Origin of the sequence: Aeromonas sp. sif2433, from assembly GCF_019218705.1 — a bacterium.
In the GTDB taxonomy this organism is placed as follows: Bacteria; Pseudomonadota; Gammaproteobacteria; order Enterobacterales; family Aeromonadaceae; genus Aeromonas; species Aeromonas encheleia.
Window position 1 is genome coordinate 149,263 of record NZ_JAHUXD010000005.1, and the last position, 20,683, is coordinate 169,945.

Below are 20,683 nucleotides of genomic sequence, written 5' to 3' on the forward strand. Positions count from 1 at the left end.
CCACGCCACCATCGTCGAGAGTCTCATGCTTGCCACCACCCTGCTGTTCATGACCAGTGCCCTCTACGCCGAGGCCATCGGCGGTTACTCGGCCGGTTGCCTGACCCATGCCATGGCCCTGCCGCTGGAGGGACCCGGCTATCAGGTGATCCGCAGCAAGCGGCTGCGCTACTACGGCCATCCCGATCTCATCCACTACCTCACCCAACTGGCCAACCAGACCCGGCTGGCGGGCATGCCGGATCTCTATATCGCCGATCTGGCCATGGCGCGGGGCGGCCCCTTCAGCTCTGGCCATCGCAGCCACCAGACCGGCCTCGACGCCGACATCTGGTTCCGGATGGCCGATCGCCCCATCAGCAAGTGGGAGCAGGATGCCCCCAAGGAGTGGGCGCTGATCGACGAGCCCAGCTACCGGCTGCTGCCGGGCCGCTTCGGGCCGCAGCAACTCACGTTGCTGCGGCTGGCCGCCAGCCAGCCCGAGGTGACCCGCATCTTCATCAACCCCGTGCTCAAGGCCGAGGTGTGCCGGCGCGCGAGTGACGAGCCCTGGGTGCACAAGCTGCGTCCCTGGGTTGGCCACTTCAGCCACTTCCACGTCAGGTTGCGCTGCCCGGCGGGCAGCCCGGATTGCCAACCCCAGGCACCGATCCCGCCAGGCAACGGTTGCGGCGCCGAGCTGGCCTCCTGGATCAAGGACAAACCCCAGCTGCCCAGGGTGTCAATGAGCTACCAGGCCCCGGTGCTACCGAGCCGTTGTGGCGGCTGACCACAAGCTGGTATGGTGTCAGCGCCGAATCATATAGATCCAATGGAGACAACAAGATGGCCACTTCTCTCTGGCGCACGACCACGCAGAGCCTGTTGATGCTGACCCTGCTGCTGGGGTTGACCGGATGCGGCATGAACAACATCCCGACCCTGGATGAACAAGTCAAGGCGAGCTGGGGCCAGGTCGAGAACCAGTACCAGCGCCGCGCCGACCTCATCCCCAACCTGGTGGCGACCGTCAAGGGCTATGCCAACCACGAGCAGGAGACCCTGAAGGCGGTGACCGATGCCCGCGCCCGGGTGGGCAGCCTGCAGCTGAGCGACCCGTCCCAGCTCAAGGCGTTTGAAGCCGCGCAGGATCAGCTCTCCAGCGCCCTCTCCCGACTGATGGTGGTGGTCGAGCGCTACCCGGATCTCAAGGCCGATCAGCAATTCCTCACCCTGCAGGCCCAGCTGGAAGGCACCGAGAACCGCATCGCGGTGGCCAGACGCGACTACATAGAGGCGGTGCGCCAGTTCAATACCGAGATCCGCACCTTCCCGGGCGTCATCTGGTCCAAGCTGCTCTACTCGGACTTGACCGCCAAACCCAGTTTCAGCGCCAAGCCGGGTGCCGATGAGGCGCCCAAGGTCAGCTTCCAATGAGCCCAGTGATCCGCTGGCTGCTGCCCTGCCTGCTGCTGTGGGCGACGGCATTGCAGGCGGCCCCCGCGTTTCCGGCCCTCAGCGGCCGGGTGGTGGACGAGGCGAGCCTGATGTCGCGCAAGCAGGCGCATCAGCTCACCCAGCAACTGGCCGCCTTCGAGAAGCGCAGCGGCATCCAGCTGGTGGTGGTGTCGGTCGACAGCCTGGATGGCAACACCATCGAAGAGTACGGCTATCAGCTGGGTCGCCACTGGGGCATCGGTCAGAAGGCGCACAACAACGGCGTGCTGCTGCTGATCGCCCAGGATGAGCGCAAGGTGCGCATCGAGGTGGGTTATGGCCTGGAGGGGGCCTTGCCCGATGCCATCGCCGCCAACATCATCCAGACCCGGATCCTGCCCGCCTTCAAACGCGGCGACATGGTGGCCGGCATAGTCGCCGGCAGCCAGGCCATCATGCAGGCCCTGGCCGGTGAGTACCAACCGGCGGACGCCGCCAAGCAGGACGACAAGCTGGGGGGCCCCTGGCTGTTCATCCTGGCGGTGATCGTGATGCTGGTGTTGCACAACCTGCGTGGCGGCGGAGGTGGCTCGGGCGGGCGTCGCCGGGCGGCCTATCTGGCCACGGGCTTCGGGGCAGGTCGTTCCGGCGGCGGTTTCGGTGGCGGCGGCTTCAGCGGTGGCGGCGGCAGTTTTGGGGGCGGTGGTGCCTCCGGTGGCTGGTAATCAGGGATAAAGAGACAACACAATGATTTCGAAACAGTTTTATCACACCTTGCAGGCCAGGGTACGGCAAGCCGAACAGGCAACGGACGCCGAGCTGGTCACGGTGCTGGCCCCGGCCAGCGACGGTTATCGCTACATCCCCACCCTGTGGGCCGCGCTGCTGGCCATGCTCACCCCCCTGCTGGTGTTCCAGCTCGGCTTCTGGCTCGGCTGGTACGAGATCCTGCTGGTGCAATGGTCGGTCTGGCTGCTGCTCAGCCTGCTGTTCCACTGGACCCCCATCAAGATGCGGCTGATCCCGAGGAAGGTGCGCCAGCACCGGGCCGCGCTGATGGCCCGCCTGCAATTTGTAGAGCAGGGGCTGCACCGCACTCGGGACAGGCTGGGGGTGCTGATCTTCGTCTCGGTGGCCGAGCACTATGTGGAAATCCTGGTGGACGATGGCATCGCCCAGCACATCGACAACGCGCAGTGGCAGCAGATCATCGATGACTTCGTGGTGCGGGTGCGCAACAAGGAGGTCGAGCAGGGTTTCCTCGAGTGTGTGGAGCGCACCAGCGCCATCCTGACCGATGCGTTCCCGGCCACCCGGGATCAGAACGAGTTGCCCGACAGCCTGATCATCCTGGACAAACCCTGATCTGGTTTAAAAAACCGGCATTCTGTTCAAGGGATAGGCATTCGATAAAGATTCTGAAAAATAAGGGGAAAAGTGTTTGACCCCGGGTCAGCTTTCCCCTAAATTACGCCCCGTTCCGGCGCAATGGCGCAACGAACCGGTGTTGGCTGAACACCTTAAACAGCAGACAAAAATTTGGTGAGGTGTCCGAGTGGCTGAAGGAGCACGCCTGGAAAGTGTGTATACGGCAACGTATCGAGGGTTCGAATCCCTCCCTCACCGCCAAATAAAGCAAAGGGCCTGTCGCAAGACAGGTCCTTTTGCTTTATCCGGTGATGGGCGGCTCGGTTCTAACCCTGGTTCGACAAGGGGGCAGGACAGCCCCCTTGGACAGCCGCAGGCTGCCCGCAGGGCGAGCGCCAGGGATGGCGCGAGTCAATCCCGACCCACCGCCAAACAGTAAAACCCGACCTCATGGTCGGTTTTTTGCTTTGAGGGCTCGTCGAAAGACGGGCCCTTTTGCTTTATCCTGTGACGGGCGGCCCGGTTCGGCCCCTGGTTCGACAATAGGGCAGGCCGCCCTCCCGGACGGCCAAAGCTGCCCATGGGGAGCGTGTGCAATCCCGATTGAACACCCCATCGTAATAACCCGCCCCCCAGCCGGGCTTTGCTGGCTGGCCCCCCCTGGTTGCCACCGCCTCTCCCCTGCTCGACTCGACTGTAAAAACCACTTTCTCCCCTTCCCCTCATGATTCTCTCCCCCCGGCCGAAAACAAGGGGGATGCCGGCGTCGGTTTGGCCTCTCAGATATTGTTCATCGATTGGATATCGTTTTGAAAAACTGATAGTTAAATGGCTACACTAGCCGCATTCAATACATAGGGACCTGGATACATGAGTCTGATCGGTTTGCTATTTGCCTTGGCAGCCATATTGGGTGGCAACATGATCGAGGGCGGGCATCCGAGCGCCCTGCTCGATCTGCCCGCCTTCCTCATCGTGATCGGGGGAACCGTGGGGGCCGCACTGACTCAGTTCCCCTTCTCCGTCGTCGGTAAAACCTTCAAACGCTTCAAGTGGCTGCTTACTCCCCTCAAGCTCGACATGCTGGAGCAGGCCCAACTGCTGGAAACCCTGGCGGGCAATGCGCGGCGCAGCGGCATGCTGGCGCTGGAGGGCATGATCGACGACATCAAGGATCCCTTCCTGCAGAAGGGGGTGCAGATGATGGTCGACGGTTACGAGAAGACCAAAATCCACGAGGTGCTGGAGAACGAGATCGAGTTCGAGCAGGAAGATCTCGAGCAGACCGTCAAATTCTACGAGGCCATGGGCGGCTACTGCCCGACCATGGGGATAGTCGGTGCCGTGTTCGGCCTGATCCATGCCATGGGGCTGCTCGATCAGCCCGACAAGCTGGGGGGCGCCATCGCGGTGGCCTTCATCGCCACCATCTACGGGGTAGGCGCCGCCAACCTGATCTTCCTGCCGTTCGGCAACCGCTACAAGGGCTTCGCCCACCAGATCCGCCACTACAAGGAGATGACCCTGACCGGCATACTCTGCATCGTCGACGGCGAATCACAACAGCGTCTGCAAGTGACCCTGGAACCCTACCTCGGAGGCCATGGTGGCGAAAAAGAAAAAGGCTGAGGCGCCGGAGAACCATGAGCGCTGGCTGGTCTCTTATGCCGACTTCATGACCCTGCTGTTCGCCCTGTTCGTGGTGCTCTACTCCTTCGCCATGGCCAAGCAGTCGGAAACCCGGGTGCTGATCCAGGGCTTCATCGAATCCCTCGGCAAGATCGGCCTCATCTCCCTGCCCGCCGGCTCCCCCGTGATGCAGGGGGGCACCGGCATCCTGGAGCCCGAGTCCAAGACCACTCCGGGGACCTCCGACAAGGAGAAGGTGCTGGAGACGGAGGCCCCCACCTCGGCCGCCGACCCCTTCAACGAGACCATAGGCGCCTCGGAGAAACCCAGTGCGACCGAAGCCTGGCCGCACAAGACCAAGGAGCAGGAGTGGGCCACCCTCACCAAGCAGAAGCTGGAGCAGCAGCTCAAGAACCAGATTGAGTCCAAGGATCTGGAGGTGGAGCAGCTCGGCAGCCAGCTGGTGATCCGCATCGGCGAGAAGAGCCTGTTCCCCGCCGACTCGGCCTTCCTGCAGCCCCAGTTCATTCCCCTGGTCAACAAGGTGTCCGATGTGCTGGCCGACATCCCCGGCATGGTGGTGGTGACCGGTCACACCGACAACTCGCTGACAGCGGTGGAGCTCTATCGCAACAACTGGGAGCTGTCGGTGCTCAGATCCGCCGCCATCGTCCATATCCTGCTGACCAACCCCAAGCTCGATGCCAGACGGATTGTGGCCCAGGGCGTGGCCGACACCCAGCCTCGCTATGCCAACGACACAGCTGCACACCGGCAAGCCAACCGGCGGGTGGAGATAGTGCTCTCCCAGGGCAAGGCGGCGGAACAAGCCCTTCCCCTCCTCGCCCCCTGATGAAAAGACCCCGCATTGCGGGGTCTTTCATTTTTCCGATTAGTTTATTTTTCAAGCGAACTTGCCATTTTCCTTACCCCGTAAAAGCGATTGAAAATGATTCTCAAACAGGAAGATTGACCTTGCTAGCAAAAAGCGATTTTCCTCCCGCTGATTAATAATTAATCCTTTGAAATGACATGTAAATCAGTATGGAACTGGCATAATACGTAGCATCCTTGTTAAGTCACATGATTAATTCGGTTAGGGAAAACTCCTATGTTTGCTGATATTGCTGTCCAGCATTGGGCCTTTGCTGTCTATGTCATTGGGGCCATCTGCATCTGCCTGACCATGATAGGCGTCGCGGCCTTGCTGGGGGGTCGAGCCTATGGCCGCGCCAAAAACCGACCCTTCGAATCCGGCATCGAATCCGTCGGCAACGCCCGTCTGCGTTTCTCCGCCAAGTTCTATCTGGTCGCCATGTTCTTCGTCATCTTCGACGTCGAGGCGCTCTATCTCTTCGCCTGGTCCGTTTCCGTACGGGAAAGTGGCTGGGTCGGTTTCATCGAAGCCACCATCTTTATCACCCTGCTGCTGGTAGGCCTCATCTACCTGTGGCGTATCGGTGCCCTCGACTGGGCCCCGAAGAAGCGCGTCCTGACTGACAAGAAGCCAGACTGATTTACCGATTATCCCTTTGAGGTTGCACCATGAAGTACACCCTGACCCGGATTGACCCGGATGCGCCCGTTGAGCGCTACCCCCAGGAACAGCGCCAGACCGTCGATGATCCGCTGGCGCAACAGGCGAGCCGCGGCATCATGATCGGGCGGCTCGAGGAGGTGTTGCAAGACACCGTCAACTGGGGCCGCAAGAACTCGCTCTGGCCATACAACTTCGGTATCTCTTGCTGCTATGTCGAGATGTGTACCGCCTTCACCTCCCCCCATGACGTGGCCCGCTTCGGCGCCGAGGTCATTCGTGCCTCGCCACGCCAGGCAGACTTCATGGTGATCGCCGGCACCCCCTTCATCAAGATGGCCCCCGTCATCCAGCGTCTGTACGAACAGCTGCTCGAGCCAAAGTGGGTCATCTCCATGGGCGCCTGCGCCAACTCGGGCGGCATGTACGACATCTACTCAGTGGTGCAGGGTGTGGACAAGTTCCTGCCGGTCGACGTCTATATTCCCGGTTGCCCGCCCCGCCCCGAGGCCTTCCTGCAGGCCCTGATGCTGTTGCAGGACTCCATCGGCAAGGAGCGTCGCCCCCTCTCCTGGGTGGTGGGCGATCAGGGGATCTATCGCCCCGAGATGCCGGCCGAGAAGGATCGCAAGCGGGAAGAGCGCATCCAAGTCACCAACCTGCGCACGCCGGATGAGATCTGACCATGAAATTGACCCGAGAGTTTCCCAATAACTACAGCATGGCCCAATGGCAGCCCTCCGATCACGCCGATGCCCAGGTGGTCGGCGAGCTGTTTGCCCATTTCGGCGCCGAGCGCTTCACCGTCCAGACCACCCGCACCGGGGTGCCTGTGCTCTGGCTATCCCGCGATCTGCTGCTGGATGTGGTCGGCTTCTTGCAAAAGCTCCCCTCCCCCTTCGTGATGCTGTTTGACTTGAGCGCCACCGACGAGCGGATGCGCAGCCATCGCCACGGCCTGCCCGAGAGCGACTTCACCGTCTTCTACCACCTCATCTCCATCGATCGTAACGCCGATGTGATGCTGAAGGTGCCGCTGATGGAGAGCGATCTGCACCTGCCGACCATCAGCCGCCACTTCCCCAACGCCAACTGGTACGAGCGGGAAGTCTGGGATCTGATGGGCATCACCTTCGATGGCCACCCCCACCTCACCCGCATCATGATGCCCAAGAGCTGGCAGGGTCACCCGCTGCGCAAGGATTACCCGGCCCGGGCCACCGAGTTCGATCCCTTCATGCTCGATGCGGTCAAACAGGATCAGGAGCAGGACAACCTGCTGTTCAAGCCGGAAGAGTGGGGCATGAGCCGCGGCAACGAGAACGAGGACTACATGTTCCTCAACCTCGGCCCCAACCACCCCTCCGCCCACGGCGCCTTCCGGCTGGTGCTGCAGCTCGATGGCGAGGAGATCCGCGACTGCGTGCCCGACATCGGCTATCACCACCGTGGTGCCGAGAAGATGGGTGAGCGCCAGTCCTGGCACAGCTACATCCCCTACACCGACCGGGTCGAGTACCTGGGCGGGGTGATGAACAACCTGCCCTATGTGCTGGCGGTCGAGAAGCTGGCGGGGATCACCGTGCCCAACCGGGTCGACATGATCCGGGTGATGATGTCGGAGCTGTTCCGCATCCAGAGCCACCTGCTGTTCCTCGGTACCTATATCCAGGACGTGGGGGCCATGACCCCGGTGTTCTTCACCTTCACCGACAGGCAGAAGATCTACCTCATCATCGAGGCCATCACCGGTGCGCGTATGCACCCGGCCTGGTTCCGCATCGGCGGCGTGGCGCACGATCTGCCGATCGGCTGGGCCCGCCTCATCCAGGACAACCTGCTGAGCTGGCTGCCCAAGCGGCTGATGGAGTATGAGAAGGCCGCCATGCGCAACAGCATCTTGCGCGGTCGCACCATAGGCGTCGCCGCCTACAACACCGCGCAGGCGCTGGCCTGGGGCACCACGGGCGGCGGTCTGCGCGCCACCGGCCTCAACTTCGACGTGCGCAAGTGGCGCCCTTACTCCGGCTACGATCAGTTCGAGTTCGAGGTGCCGGTGGGCAGCAATGGGGATGCTTACGATCGCGCCACCGTGCGCATCGAGGAGATCCGCCAGAGCATGCGCATCATAGAGCAGTGCATGAAAAACATGCCGGAGGGGCCGTTCAAGGCGGATCACCCGCTCACCACGCCGCCGCCGAAAGAGCGCACCCTGCAGGACATCGAGACCCTGATCACCCACTTCCTGCAAGTGTCCTGGGGGCCCGTGATGCCAGCCGCCGAGTCCTTCCAGATGATAGAGGCGACCAAGGGGATCAACAGCTACTACCTTACCAGCGACGGCTCCACCATGAGCTACCGGACCCGGATCCGCACCCCGAGCTTTGCCCACCTGCAGCAGATCCCCTCGGTGATCCGCGGCCAGATGGTGTCGGATCTCATCGTCTACCTGGGCAGTATCGATTTCGTTATGTCGGATGTGGATCGTTAAGTCCCCGCAGTGACGGGACAAGAAGAATAAACGACAAAAGGTTAAGTCATGAGCCAGCAATGTCAGTGCAAAAATACATCGTCCTCAGCGGGACAGAGCGCGTGTCAGGGCAAGGGCGACGGATTCGCCCTGAGCCAGGCCGAGCGCGACGCCATCTTGCATGAGACGCACCACTACGAAGATCCCCGCGCCGCCAGCATCGAAGCACTCAAGATAGTGCAGCAGGCGCGCGGCTGGGTACCGGATGGTGCCATCCATGCCATCGCCGCCGAGCTGGGCATCCCCGCCAGCGACGTGGAAGGGGTCGCCACCTTCTACAGCCAGATCTTCCGCCAGCCGGTCGGCCGCCACATCATCCGTGTCTGTGACAGCATGGTCTGTTACATCAACGGCCATGAGCAGCTGCTGGCGGGTCTGAAAGATGTGCTGGATCTGGCCCCTGGCCAGACCTCGGCCGACGGCCGCTTCACCCTGCTGCCGGTCTGTTGCCTCGGCAACTGCGACAAGGGGCCGGCGCTGATGATCGACGACGATACCTTCGGCGGGCTGGATGCGATCGGCTTGCTTAAAACTCTGGAGGCTTACCCATGAGCCTGGCATCCCTTGGCACCGCCAACCGCACCCCCCGTGCCCCCGAGACCCATCCCCTCACCTGGCGGCTGCGCGACGATGGCCAGCCGGTCTGGATCGAGGAGTACCAGGCCAAGCAGGGCTACGAGGCCGCCCGCCGCGCGCTGGGCCAAATGAGCCCGGACGAGATCGTCAGCACCGTCAAGGACGCGGGCCTCAAGGGCCGCGGTGGCGCCGGCTTCTCCACCGGGGTGAAGTGGGGCCTGATGCCCAAAGACGAGAGCATGAACATCCGTTACCTGCTCTGCAACGCCGACGAGATGGAGCCGAACACCTACAAGGATCGGCTGCTGATGGAGCAGCTGCCCCACCTGCTGATCGAGGGGATGATCATCTCCGCCAAGGCGCTCAAGGCCTACCGCGGCTACATCTTCCTGCGTGGCGAGTATGTGGATGCCGCCATCCACCTGCGCCGTGCGGTGGAAGAGGCCAAGGCCGCCGGCCTGCTCGGCAAGAACATCCTGGGCTCGGGCTTCGACTTCGAGCTGTTCGTCCACACCGGCGCCGGTCGTTACATCTGCGGCGAAGAGACGGCGCTGATCAACTCCCTGGAAGGGCGCCGCGCCAACCCGCGCGCCAAGCCCCCCTTCCCCGCAGTCTCCGGCGTCTGGGGCAAGCCCACCTGCGTCAACAACGTCGAGACCCTGTGCAACGTACCCGCCATCATCGGCAACGGCGTGGCCTGGTATCAGGGGCTGGCGCTGCCGGGCTCGGAGGATCACGGCACCAAGCTGATGGGCTTCTCCGGCAAGGTCAATAATCCTGGCTTGTGGGAGCTGCCGTTCGGCATCACCGCCCGCGAGCTGTTTGAGAACTACGCCGGTGGCATGAAGGCCGGTTATCGCCTCAAGGCCTGGCAACCGGGCGGCGCCGGCACCGGCTTCCTGCTGCCCGAACACCTGGACGCCCAGATGTATGCGGGCGGCATCGGCAAGGTCGGCACCCGCATGGGCACCGGCCTCGCCATGGCGGTAGATGACAGCGTCAACATGGTCTCCTTGCTGCGCAACATGGAAGAGTTCTTCGCCCGTGAATCCTGCGGCTGGTGCACCCCCTGCCGCGACGGCCTGCCCTGGAGCGTCAAGCTGCTGCGGGCACTGGAGCGCGGCGAGGGCCAACCCGAGGATCTCGCCACCCTGGAGCAGCTGTGCAGTTTCCTCGGCCCGGGCAAGACCTTCTGCGCCCATGCCCCCGGCGCCGTCGAGCCCCTTGGCAGTGCGATGAAGTACTTCAGGTCCGAGTTCGAGGCCGGGGTCAAGGCCCCCCATGACAATCACAAGCTGTTCAAGGGTATCCAGCCCAATCTGCTGGGCGAACGCTGGTAACACGAGGCGTCATGCCTGCTGCGAGCCATGGATTTTATCTAATTTGATGTCAGGGAAGTTGTATGGCCACCATTTATGTAGACGGTAAAGAGTTCGAGGTAGACGGCGCAGACAACCTGCTGCAAGCCTGTCTGTCGCTGGGTCTGGACGTCCCCTATTTTTGCTGGCACCCGGCGCTCGGTAGCGTCGGTGCCTGCCGCCAGTGTGCGGTCAAACAGTATCAGAATGCCGATGACAAGCGCGGCCGCCTGGTCATGTCCTGCATGACCCCGTCCACCGATGGCACCTATATCTCCATCGAGGACGAAGAGGCGAAAGAGTTTCGCAAGACGGTGGTGGAGTGGCAGATGACCAACCACCCCCACGACTGCCCGGTGTGTGAAGAGGGTGGCGCCTGCCACCTGCAAGACATGACGGTGATGACCGGCCACAACAGCCGTCGCTACCGCTTCACCAAGCGCACCCACCAGAATCAGGATCTCGGCCCCTTCATCAACCACGAGATGAACCGCTGCATCGCCTGCTATCGCTGCGTGCGCTACTACAAGGATTACGCCGGTGGCGAGGATCTGGGCGTCTATGGTGCCCACGACAACGTCTACTTCGGCCGGGTCGAGGATGGCACCCTGGAGAGCGAGTTCTCCGGTAACCTGGTGGAGGTCTGCCCCACCGGCGTCTTCACCGACAAGACCCACTCCGAGCGTTATAACCGCAAATGGGACATGCAGTTCGCCCCCAGCATCTGCCAACAGTGCTCGGTCGGCTGCAACATCAGCCCGGGTGAGCGCTACGGCGAGCTGCGCCGCATCGAGAACCGTTACCACGGCGCGCTGAACCACTACTTCCTGTGCGACCGCGGCCGCTTCGGCTACGGCTATGTCAACCTGGCCGACCGCCCCCGCCAGCCCCTGCTCCATGATGGCAACGACAGACTCGCCATCACGGTCGACGGCGCCCTCAACCGCGCCGCCGATGCCCTGCGCACCGCCGCCGGCGTCATCGGCATCGGCTCGCCGCGCGCCTCGCTGGAGAGCAACTTCGCCCTGCGCGAGCTGGTAGGTGCCGACAACTTCTATTGCGGCGTCGAGCAGAGTGAATGGGAGTGCCTGCAGAAGATGCTGCATATACTGCAGCACGGCGGCGTGCGTACCCCCAGCCTGCGCGATATGGAGGAGGCCGACGCCATCCTGGTGCTGGGTGAAGATGTCACCATGAGCGCCGCCCGCATCGCCCTGGCCCTGCGCCAGGCGGTCAAGGGCAAGGGCCGCGAGATAGCCCGCAAGCTGAAGGTGGACCTGTGGCAGGTCGCCGCGGTGCAGACCCTGGCGCAGAACGATCGCTATCCGCTGCTCATCACCAGCCTGGATCAGACCCGCCTCGACGATGTGGCCAGCGGCACACTGCATGCGCCCCACGCCGATCAGGCCCGGCTCGGCTTCGCCATCGCCCACCTGCTCGATGGCTCGGCCCCGACCCCGCACGACTTGAGTGCCGATCAGCAGGCCCTGGCCACGCGCTGGGCCGAGCTGCTCGGCAATGCCAAGAAGCCGCTCATCATCGCCGGCTCCGGCGCCCGCTCCCAGGCCCTGCTCGAGGCGGCCAGCAACATAGCGCGCGCCCTCAAGGGCCGTGCCCAGGAGGTGAGCCTGGCGCTGGTGGCACAGGAAGCCAACAGCCTGGGGCTGGCCATGCTGGCCGCATCGGATGCGCCGCTGGAAGCCGCCCTGAGCCGTATCGAAGGGGAGGAGAAGCTGGCGCTGATCACCCTGGAGAACGATCTCTATCGCCGCGCCCCGCGCAACCGGGTCGATGCCGCCATCAAGCGCCTGCAGCATCTGCTGGTGGTCGATCATCAGGACACCCAGACCGCCCAGCAGGCGAACCTGGTGCTGCCTGCCGCCAGCTTCGCCGAGGCCGACGGTACCCTGGTGAACATGGAAGGTCGCGCCCAGCGCTTCTTCCAGGTCTATGCCGCCGCCTTCTACGACGCCGACATCCAGGTGCGCGAGAGCTGGCGCTGGCTGGCCGCGCTGCAGGGGGCGCTGGATCACACGCCGCTGCGCTGGGCCACCTTCGACGAGGTGAGTGCCGCCTGCGCCGCCTCAGTGCCGCTGCTGGCCGCCATGCTGGAGGCCGCGCCCAACGCCGGCCTGCGCATCCGTGGCATGAAGCTCGCCCGTGAGCCGCACCGCTACAGCGGCCGCACCTCCATGCTGGCGGATCAGAACGTGAGCGAGCCCAGGGTGGCTCAGGATCCTGACTCCCCCTTCAGCTTCTCCATGGAAGGCTACGCCGGTGCCCGCCAGCCGATGCAACAGGTGCCGTTCGCCTGGGCGCCGGGCTGGAACTCCCCCTCTGCCTGGAACAAGTTCCAGAGCGAGGTGGGTGGCAACCTGCGAGCCGGCGATCCCGGTCGCCGTCTGCTGGAGCCGGGTGAAGACAGCCTCGGCTGGTTCGAGACCATCCCCGCCCCCTTCGGCGCCCAGGCGGCGCTGCAGGTGGTGAGCTACGAGCAACTCTTTGGCGGGGAAGAGCTCTCCGCGCGCAGCCCCGTCATCCAGGCGCGCATGGCCGCCCCCGAGCTGGTGCTTAACCCGAGCGACGCCGCCCGCTTCGCTCTCCATGCCGGCAACCTGGTGGCCTTCTCCTGGGGCGGCCACCACTGGCGGCTGACCCTGCGGGTCAGCGAGCGGCTGGCACAGGGGCTACTCGGTCTGCCGCTGGGCGCCCATGGCCTGCCGACCGCGCTGCACCAGGCCTATGTGACTGATCTGCAGGAGGCCATAGCATGAGCGATGGAATGATCGACCTGTTGCTGGAAGTCGGCAAGGCGCTGATCGTGCTGGTGGGGATAGTGGGGGCCGGTGCCTTCATGAGCTTCATCGAGCGCCGTCTGCTGGCGCTGTGGCAGGACCGTTACGGCCCCAACCGGGTAGGCCCCTTCGGCTTGCTGCAGCTGGCGGCCGACATGGTCAAGATGTTCTTCAAGGAGGACTGGATCCCGCCGTTCGCCGATCGCCGGATCTTCGTGCTGGCCCCCATCATCGCCTTTACCTCCTTTATTCTGGCGTTTGCGGTGGTGCCCATCACGCCGACCTGGGGGGTGGCGGATCTCAACGTGGGTCTGCTCTACATCCTGGCCATCGCGGGGCTGGCGGTCTACGCCGTGCTGTTCGCCGGCTGGTCTAGCAACAACAAGTACTCCCTGCTCGGCAGCCTGCGCGCCTCGGCCCAGACCCTCTCCTACGAGGTGTTCCTCGGCCTCTCCCTGATGGGGATAGTGATCCAGACCGGCAGCTTCAACCTGAGAGAGATCGTCGAGGCGCAGGCCGGCCTGTGGAACGTGGTGCCCCAGATCCTGGGCTTTGTCACCTTCCTGTTTGCCGGCGTCGCCGTCACCCACCGTCACCCGTTCGACCAGCCGGAGGCCGAGCAGGAGCTCGCCGACGGCTATCACATCGAATACGCGGGCATGAAGTGGGGTCTGTTCTTCGTGGGCGAGTACATCGGCATAGTGCTGGTCTCCTCCCTCATCGTGACCCTGTTCTTCGGTGGCTGGCACGGCCCCTGGTTGCCGCCCTTCATCTGGTTTGCGCTGAAGACCGCCTGCTTCATGGTGTTCTTCATTCTGCTGCGGGCTTCCCTGCCCCGCCCGCGCTTCGACCAGGTGATGTCCTTTGGCTGGAAAGTCTGCTTACCGCTTACCTTGCTCAACATGCTGGTAACCGGCGCCGTAGTGCTGATAAATGTGCAGTGAGGCACGACTATGAAAATTACTAGCATTATCAAGGGTGTTGGCACCCAGTTACGCAGCCTGGGGATGGTGTTCTCCCATGCCTGGCGGCCCCGTGAGACCCTCAGCTATCCGGAGCAGGCGGTCTATGCTGCCCCTCGTTTCCGCGGTCGCATCGTGCTGACCCGGGATCCGGACGGTGACGAGCGCTGCGTGGCGTGCAACCTGTGCGCCGTGGCCTGCCCGGTCGGCTGCATCTCGCTGCAAAAGGCGGAGCGGGACGATGGCCGCTGGTACCCGGAGTTCTTCCGCATCAACTTCTCCCGCTGCATCTTCTGCGGCCTGTGCGAAGAGGCCTGCCCCACCACCGCCATCCAGCTCACGCCGGATTTCGAGATGGGTGAGTACCGCCGTCAGGATCTGGTGTACGAGAAGGAAGACTTGCTGATCAGCGGGCCCGGCAAATACCCGGACTACAACTTCTACCGCATGAGCGGGATGGCGATCGACGGCAAGCCCAAAGGGGAAGCCGAGAACGAAGCCAAGCCCATCGATGTCAAGAGCCTGCTGCCCTAGGAGTCAATCATGGAACTGGCATTTTATGCCGCGGCCCTGGTCGCCGTTTACAGTACGCTGCGGGTGATCAGCACCAGCAATCCGATGCATGCGCTACTCAATCTCATCATCTCCCTCATCGCCGTGGCCATGATCTTCTTCTGCCTGGGGGCCTCCTTCGCAGGCGCCCTGCAGGTGATCGTCTACGCCGGCGCCATCATGGTGCTGTTCGTGTTCGTGGTGATGATGCTGAACCTGGGGTCATCCCAGGATCAGGAGCGCAACTGGCTCACCCCCATGACCTGGGGTGGACCCGCCCTGCTCTCCCTCGTCCTGCTCGGCTTTCTGGCCTATGGCATCCTCGGGGTCACCGGTGGCGAGCTCGGCCTGACCGACGTCAGCGCCAAGGAAGTCGGCATCGCCCTGTTCGGCCCCTATGTGCTGGCGGTGGAGCTGGCCTCCATCCTGCTGCTGGCGGGTCTGGTCACCGCCTATCACCTCGGTCGTGAAGACAAGAGCGGGGAAGTGCTCTCCGTCCCCAAACCCACCGCTCGCCCGTCCCAGGAAGGAGGTCAGTCATGAACGGAATCCCAATGGTGATGCATGACCTCTTGCTGGCAGCTGGCCCCCTCTCCCTTTCTATCCAGCAAGCGCAAGGAGAATGGCTATGAACGGAATCCCAATGGAATACGGCCTCTTGCTGGCCGCCATCCTGTTCTGCATCGGCCTATGCGGCCTGCTAATTCGTCGTAACTTGCTGTTTATCCTCATGAGTATCGAAATCATGATGAATGCGTCCGCGCTGGCGTTCGTGGTGGCTGGCAGCCGCTGGGCCCAGGCCGACGGCCAGATCATGTACATACTGGTGATTTCTCTGGCGGCAGCGGAGGCCAGCATAGGCCTGGCCCTGTTACTGCTGCTCTATCGTCGTTACCACACCCTGAACGTGGACACTGTGAGCGAGATGCGCGGATGAGCCTCTTATACCTGACTTTCCTCTTTCCCCTGTTGGGATGGCTGGTGCTGGCCTTCTCCATCGGCCGCTTCGGTGAGCGCAGCTCGGCACTGATCGGCGTCGGCAGCATCGGCCTGTCGGCCCTCACCACCCTCTGGGTCGGTCTCGACTTCATGACCAAGATGCCGGTGGGCGGTGTCTACACCCAGACCCTGTGGCAGTGGATGTCGGTGGGGGAATTCACCCCCACCTTCCGCCTGGCACTGGATGGCCTGTCGCTGACCATGCTGGGGGTGGTGACCGGGGTGGGTTTCTTCATCCACCTGTTCGCCTCCTGGTACATGCGCGGTGAAGAGGGCTATTCGCGCTTCTTCACCTACACCAACCTGTTCATCGCCAGCATGGTGTTCCTGGTGCTGGCCGACGATCTGCTGTTCGTCTACCTGGGCTGGGAAGGGGTGGGGCTGTGCAGCTACCTGCTGATCGGCTTCTACTACCGCAATCCGGCCAACGGCGCCGCTGCCCTCAAGGCGTTCGTGGTGACTCGGGTCGGTGACGTCTTCCTCGCCATCGGGCTGTTCATCCTCTACCGCGAGCTCGGCACCCTCAACATCCATGAGCTGCTGGTGCGCGCCCCCGTGGTGTTTGCCGAAGGCTCCCCTGCCCTGTCGCTGGCCTGCCTGATGCTCTTGGGCGGCGCGGTCGGCAAGTCTGCCCAGCTGCCGCTGCAGACCTGGCTGGCGGATGCCATGGCGGGTCCGACCCCGGTCTCGGCGCTGATCCACGCGGCCACCATGGTGACCGCCGGCGTCTACCTGATTGCCCGGACCCACGGTCTGTTCCTGCTGGCCCCCGAGATCCTGCATCTGGTGGCGCTGGTGGGTGCCATCACCCTGGTGCTGGCAGGCTTTGCGGCCCTGGTGCAGACCGACATCAAGCGGATTTTGGCTTACTCCACCATGAGCCAGATCGGCTACATGTTCCTGGCCCTCGGGGTCGGTGCCTGGGAGGGGGCCATCTTCCACCTGATGACCCACGCCTTCTTCAAGGCGCTGCTGTTCCTCTCCGCCGGCGCCGTCATAGTCGCGACCCACCACGAGCAGAACATCTTCAAGATGGGGGGCCTGCGCAAGAGCCTGCCGCTGGTCTATGCCTGCTTCCTGGTGGGGGGCTCGGCACTGGCCGCGCTGCCGCTGGTCACCGCCGGCTTCTACAGCAAGGACGCCATCCTGTGGCAGGTGCAGGCCAGTGGCCAGAGCGCCCTGCTGTGGGCCGGTCTGGTGGGGGCCTTCCTGACCTCCCTCTACACCTTCCGTCTGATCTTCATCGCCTTCCATGGCAAGCCCCAGACCGAGGCCCACGCCGGTCACGGCCTGGCCCACAAGCTGCCGCTGCTGGTGCTGCTGGTGCTCTCCACCGCCGTCGGCTCCATGATAGTGCCGCCGCTGGCCGGGGTACTGCCGGCCGGCCCGGGTGACAGCATCGAGGAGGGACGCCACAGCCTTGAGATCCTCTCCGGGATCATCGCCGTGGCAGGCATCGCGCTGGCCGCCTTCCTGTTCCTCGGCGAGCGTCGCCTGGCGAAGGGGATCGCCGAGAGCGCTCCTGGTCGTCTGCTCAGTACCCTCTGGTTCAATGCCTGGGGCTTCGACTGGCTGTATGACTGGATCTGGGTCAAGCCCTACCTGCTGGTGACCCGACTGCTCGGCAAGGACCCGCTGGATCGGATGATGAACCTGCCCGCCGTGCTGGCCCAGAGTGGCCACCAGCTACTGGCCTGGACTGTGTCCGGCAAGTTGCGCTGGTACGCAGCCTCCATGGGGATGGGCGCCGCCCTGATCCTGGCCCTGCTGTTGCTCGGCTGACCCCGATGCGGTCCCTGAACTCACGGCAGGCCCGCTGGGCCTGCACTGCAGCTAGCAGCATGACTAGCAAATAGACGAGAGCTGATATCGTGACCTTACTCTGGATCTTGTTAATTCCTTTTATCGGCGGCTTGCTCTGCTGGCAGATGGAGCGGCTCGGTGGGCAATTCGTTCGCTGGGTGGCGCTGCTGTCGATGAGCGCCTGCCTGTTGCTCTCCGGTGCCATCTGGCTCAGCGGTGACTTCTCCCTCGCCAATCCGGGCCTCCCGGTCTGGGCGGCCGAGTGGCAACAGCCCTGGATCCCCCGCTTCGGCATCTCCCTGCACCTGGCGGTGGATGGCCTCTCCCTGCTGATGGTGATGCTCACCAGCTTCATCGGCGTGCTGGCCATCCTCTGTTCCTGGAAGGAGATAGTGCAGCGCATCGGCTTCTTCCACCTGAACCTGCTCTGGATCCTGGGCGGCGTGCTCGGCGTCTTCATGGCAGTGGATCTGTTCCTGTTCTTCTTCTTCTGGGAGATGATGCTGGTGCCGATGTACTTCCTGATCGCGCTCTGGGGCCACTCGGTCACCGACGGCAAATCCCGGATCAACGCCGCCACCAAGTTCTTCATCTACACCCAGGCCAGCGGCCTGGTCATGCTGGTCGCCATCCTCGGGCTGGTGCTGACCCACCACGCCGCCACCGGTGTCTTCACCTTCAACTACCTCGACCTGCTCAACACTCCGATGAGCATGGGCGTGCAGTGGCTGCTGATGCTGGGCTTCTTCGTCGCCTTCGCGGTCAAGATGCCGCTGGTGCCGCTGCACGGCTGGTTGCCGGACGCTCACAGCCAGGCGCCGACCGCGGGCTCGGTGGATCTGGCGGGCATCTTGCTGAAGACCGCCGCCTACGGCTTGCTGCGCTTCACCCTGCCGCTGTTCCCCGAGGCTTCGGCCGAGTTCGCCCCCTACGCCATGCTCCTTGGCCTGTTCGGCATCGTCTACGGCGCCCTGCTGGCGTTCGCCCAGACCGACATCAAGCGGCTGGTGGCCTACACCAGCATCTCCCACATGGGCTTCGTGATGATCGCCATCTACTCGGGCAGCGAGCTTGCGCTGCAAGGGGCCGTGGTGCAGATGATCGCCCACGGTCTCTCCGCCGCCGGCCTGTTCATCCTGTGCGGCCAGCTCTACGAGCGGCTGCACACCCGGGACCTGCGCCTGATGGGCGGCCTCTGGGGCCGGCTGCGCTACCTGCCAGGGGTGATGTTGTTCTTCTCGGTGGCCTCCCTCGGCATGCCGGGCACCGGCAACTTCATCGGCGAGTTCCTGATCCTCATCGGCAGCTTCCAGGTGGCCCCGGTCATCACCGTCATCGCCACCTTTGGTCTGGTGCTGGCCTCGGTCTACTCCCTCATCATGCTGCAACGGGCCTGCTTCGGTGCGCCCAAGGATGAGAAGCCGCTCAAGGGGCTGGATGGCCGGGAACTGGCCATGATGCTCACCATCGCCGGCCTGCTGGTGCTGCTCGGCCTCTATCCCCAGCCCGTGCTCGACACCGCCAGCAGCAGCCTGCTGAGCGTGCTGCACTGGTATGCGCTGCCAAGCACAGGAGCGCTGCAATGATGCTTTCTCTTTCGCCTTCTTCGTCCACGTCAGGAGCACTGTCATGACGTTCACCGCTTCTCAACTGCTGGCCCTGCTGCCCCTGCTGCTGACCACCGGGGCCATGGTGGCCCTGATGCTGGCCATCGCCTGGAAACGCTGCGATGACACCGCCTTCGCGGTGACCATCACCGGCCTGAACCTGGCACTCTTCTCCCTGCCCATAGTGATGGCCCAGGGGGATCAGGGTGTCACCCCGCTGCTGCAAGTGGACAGCTATGCGGTCTTCTACATGGGGCTGGTGCTCATCGGCGCCCTGGCCACCTGTACCTTCGGCCGCTCCTGGCTCAAGGGCTATCCGGACAACCGGGAAGAGTTCTACCTGCTGCTGCTGATCGCCACCGCCGGCGGCCTGGTGCTGGCGGGCTCCCGCCACCTCGCCTCCCTGTTCATCGGGATCGAGATGCTGACCCTGCCCATGTTCGGTCTGGTGGGCTACGCCTACCGCGAGCGTCATTCGCTGGAGGCCAGCATCAAGTACATGGTGCTCTCCGCCGCCGCCACCGCCTTCCTGCTGTTTGGCATGGCGCTGCTCTACGCCCAGGCGGGCAGCCTGACCTTCAGCGATCTCGGCCTGACCCTGGCCCAGAGCCCGGCTCACCATCCGCTGCTGATGGGCGGCCTGGGGCTGATGCTGGTGGGCTTCGCCTTCAAGCTCTCCCTCGCCCCCTTCCACCTCTGGACCCCGGATGTGTACGAAGGCGCCCCCGCGCCGGTGGCCACCTTCCTCGCCACCGTCAGCAAGATCGCCGTGTTCTGCGTGCTGCTGCGCTTCTACCTGGCGGTGCCGGCCACCTCGGATCCCATGATCCACTGGCTGCTGGCGGCCATGGCGGTCATCTCCATCGTCATCGGCAACCTGCTGGCGCTGATCCAGACCAACATCAAGCGGATGATGGGTTACTCCTCCATCTCCCACTTCGGCTACCTGCTGGCGGTGGTGGTGGCGAGCCGCCTCGGCCAGATGCCGGTGGAAGCGGCCGGGGTCTACCTGTTGATGTACCTGTTCACCAGCCTGGGGGCCTTCGGCGTCATCAGCATGATGTCCAGCCCCTATCGCGGCAAGGATGCGGACTCCCTGCACAGCTACCGCGGCCTGTTCTGGCACAGACCCTACCTGACCGCCGTGATGACAGTGATGATGCTCTCCCTGGCGGGCATCCCCATGACGCTCGGCTTCATCGGCAAGTTCTACCTCATCGGGGTGACGGTCGATGCCCAGCTGTGGTGGCTCTCCGGCGCCATAGTGCTCGGCAGCGCCCTGGGGCTCTACTACTACCTGCGGGTCATGGTCACCCTCTATCTGCGGGAACCCGGCATGCAGCTGCGCGATGCCAAGGCCGACTGGGCCTTCTCCTCCGGCGGACTGGTGGTGCTGCTCTCCGCCATCCTGGTGGTGGCGCTGGGGATCTACCCCCAGCCGGTCATCAGCCTGGTACAGGGCTTCCAGAACGTGGTGCTGCGCTAGCATCACGCTCAGTCCCAACAAAAAACCGGCCCCCGTGGCCGGTTTTTTTTATCTCGCCAACTTGC

Annotated in this window: 19 protein-coding genes and 1 tRNA gene; all 20 read left to right on the top strand. The window is 63.7% G+C overall.

Annotated features, from left to right (window positions below):
* The first annotated feature begins 25 nt into the window (after positions 1 to 25).
* The gene (gene mepA, locus KW825_RS09635) at positions 26 to 769 is read left to right on the top strand and encodes a penicillin-insensitive murein endopeptidase (protein ID WP_042652524.1); all 744 of its coding nucleotides are present in this window, start codon (positions 26 to 28) and stop codon (positions 767 to 769) included.
* A 56-nt stretch (positions 770 to 825) separates the two neighbouring features.
* Positions 826 to 1,416 carry a LemA family protein gene (locus KW825_RS09640; protein WP_042652368.1) on the top strand — a complete coding sequence of 197 codons (591 nt, stop codon included), beginning with the start codon at positions 826 to 828 and terminating at the stop codon, positions 1,414 to 1,416.
* Positions 1,413 to 2,141 carry a YgcG family protein gene (locus KW825_RS09645; protein ID WP_218329060.1) on the top strand — a complete coding sequence of 243 codons (729 nt, stop codon included), beginning with the start codon at positions 1,413 to 1,415 and terminating at the stop codon, positions 2,139 to 2,141. The genes KW825_RS09640 and KW825_RS09645 overlap by 4 nt, the downstream gene beginning before the upstream one ends.
* A gap of 22 nt (positions 2,142 to 2,163) precedes the next feature.
* Positions 2,164 to 2,781, top strand: coding sequence for a TPM domain-containing protein (locus KW825_RS09650; protein ID WP_042652370.1), 618 nt, complete (start codon positions 2,164 to 2,166; stop codon positions 2,779 to 2,781).
* Positions 2,782 to 2,957: 176 nt separating this feature from the next.
* A tRNA-Ser gene (locus KW825_RS09655) sits at positions 2,958 to 3,045 on the top strand.
* Positions 3,046 to 3,654: 609 nt separating this feature from the next.
* Complete coding sequence (locus KW825_RS09660; protein ID WP_042652371.1) at positions 3,655 to 4,413, top strand: flagellar motor protein; 759 nt, start codon at positions 3,655 to 3,657, stop codon at positions 4,411 to 4,413.
* Positions 4,388 to 5,266 (top strand): flagellar motor protein MotB, encoded by an 879-nt coding sequence (locus tag KW825_RS09665; RefSeq protein WP_218290939.1) that lies wholly within the window; start codon positions 4,388 to 4,390, stop codon positions 5,264 to 5,266. The genes KW825_RS09660 and KW825_RS09665 overlap by 26 nt, the downstream gene beginning before the upstream one ends.
* A 258-nt stretch (positions 5,267 to 5,524) precedes the next feature.
* On the top strand, positions 5,525 to 5,929 hold the full coding sequence (locus KW825_RS09670; RefSeq protein WP_042652373.1) for an NADH-quinone oxidoreductase subunit A: 405 nt from the start codon (positions 5,525 to 5,527) through the stop codon (positions 5,927 to 5,929).
* 29 nt (positions 5,930 to 5,958) lie between these two features.
* Complete coding sequence (locus tag KW825_RS09675) at positions 5,959 to 6,633, top strand: NADH-quinone oxidoreductase subunit B family protein (RefSeq protein WP_042652374.1); 675 nt, start codon at positions 5,959 to 5,961, stop codon at positions 6,631 to 6,633.
* 2 nt (positions 6,634 to 6,635) lie between these two features.
* On the top strand, positions 6,636 to 8,441 hold the full coding sequence (gene nuoC, locus KW825_RS09680; protein WP_218290938.1) for an NADH-quinone oxidoreductase subunit C/D: 1,806 nt from the start codon (positions 6,636 to 6,638) through the stop codon (positions 8,439 to 8,441).
* A 48-nt stretch (positions 8,442 to 8,489) separates the two neighbouring features.
* Entirely contained in the window at positions 8,490 to 9,032 is a 543-nt protein-coding gene (gene nuoE, locus KW825_RS09685; RefSeq protein WP_042043686.1) for an NADH-quinone oxidoreductase subunit NuoE, read from the top strand.
* Entirely contained in the window at positions 9,029 to 10,396 is a 1,368-nt protein-coding gene (gene nuoF, locus KW825_RS09690) for an NADH-quinone oxidoreductase subunit NuoF (protein WP_218290937.1), read from the top strand. Before nuoE ends, nuoF begins: the two co-directional genes overlap by 4 nt.
* Before the next feature lie 62 nt (positions 10,397 to 10,458).
* Positions 10,459 to 13,188: an NADH-quinone oxidoreductase subunit NuoG gene (gene nuoG, locus KW825_RS09695; protein ID WP_218329061.1), complete on the top strand. Its 2,730-nt coding sequence runs from the start codon at positions 10,459 to 10,461 to the stop codon at positions 13,186 to 13,188.
* Entirely contained in the window at positions 13,185 to 14,153 is a 969-nt protein-coding gene (nuoH, locus tag KW825_RS09700; protein WP_218290935.1) for an NADH-quinone oxidoreductase subunit NuoH, read from the top strand. The genes nuoG and nuoH overlap by 4 nt, the downstream gene beginning before the upstream one ends.
* Before the next feature lie 9 nt (positions 14,154 to 14,162).
* Positions 14,163 to 14,705 carry an NADH-quinone oxidoreductase subunit NuoI gene (gene nuoI / locus KW825_RS09705; RefSeq protein ID WP_042652379.1) on the top strand — a complete coding sequence of 181 codons (543 nt, stop codon included), beginning with the start codon at positions 14,163 to 14,165 and terminating at the stop codon, positions 14,703 to 14,705.
* Positions 14,706 to 14,714: 9 nt separating this feature from the next.
* A complete protein-coding gene (gene nuoJ, locus KW825_RS09710; protein ID WP_042652380.1) occupies positions 14,715 to 15,266 on the top strand; it encodes an NADH-quinone oxidoreductase subunit J in 552 nt (183 codons plus the stop codon).
* Between the two features lie 85 nt (positions 15,267 to 15,351).
* Complete coding sequence (gene nuoK / locus KW825_RS09715) at positions 15,352 to 15,660, top strand: NADH-quinone oxidoreductase subunit NuoK (RefSeq protein ID WP_042652381.1); 309 nt, start codon at positions 15,352 to 15,354, stop codon at positions 15,658 to 15,660.
* Entirely contained in the window at positions 15,657 to 17,504 is a 1,848-nt protein-coding gene (gene nuoL, locus KW825_RS09720) for an NADH-quinone oxidoreductase subunit L (protein ID WP_218290934.1), read from the top strand. The genes nuoK and nuoL overlap by 4 nt, the downstream gene beginning before the upstream one ends.
* Positions 17,505 to 17,593: 89 nt before the next feature.
* The gene (nuoM, locus tag KW825_RS09725) at positions 17,594 to 19,111 is read left to right on the top strand and encodes an NADH-quinone oxidoreductase subunit M (RefSeq protein ID WP_218329062.1); all 1,518 of its coding nucleotides are present in this window, start codon (positions 17,594 to 17,596) and stop codon (positions 19,109 to 19,111) included.
* A gap of 43 nt (positions 19,112 to 19,154) precedes the next feature.
* On the top strand, positions 19,155 to 20,618 hold the full coding sequence (nuoN, locus tag KW825_RS09730) for an NADH-quinone oxidoreductase subunit NuoN (protein ID WP_218329063.1): 1,464 nt from the start codon (positions 19,155 to 19,157) through the stop codon (positions 20,616 to 20,618).
* Positions 20,619 to 20,683: the final 65 nt, after the last annotated feature.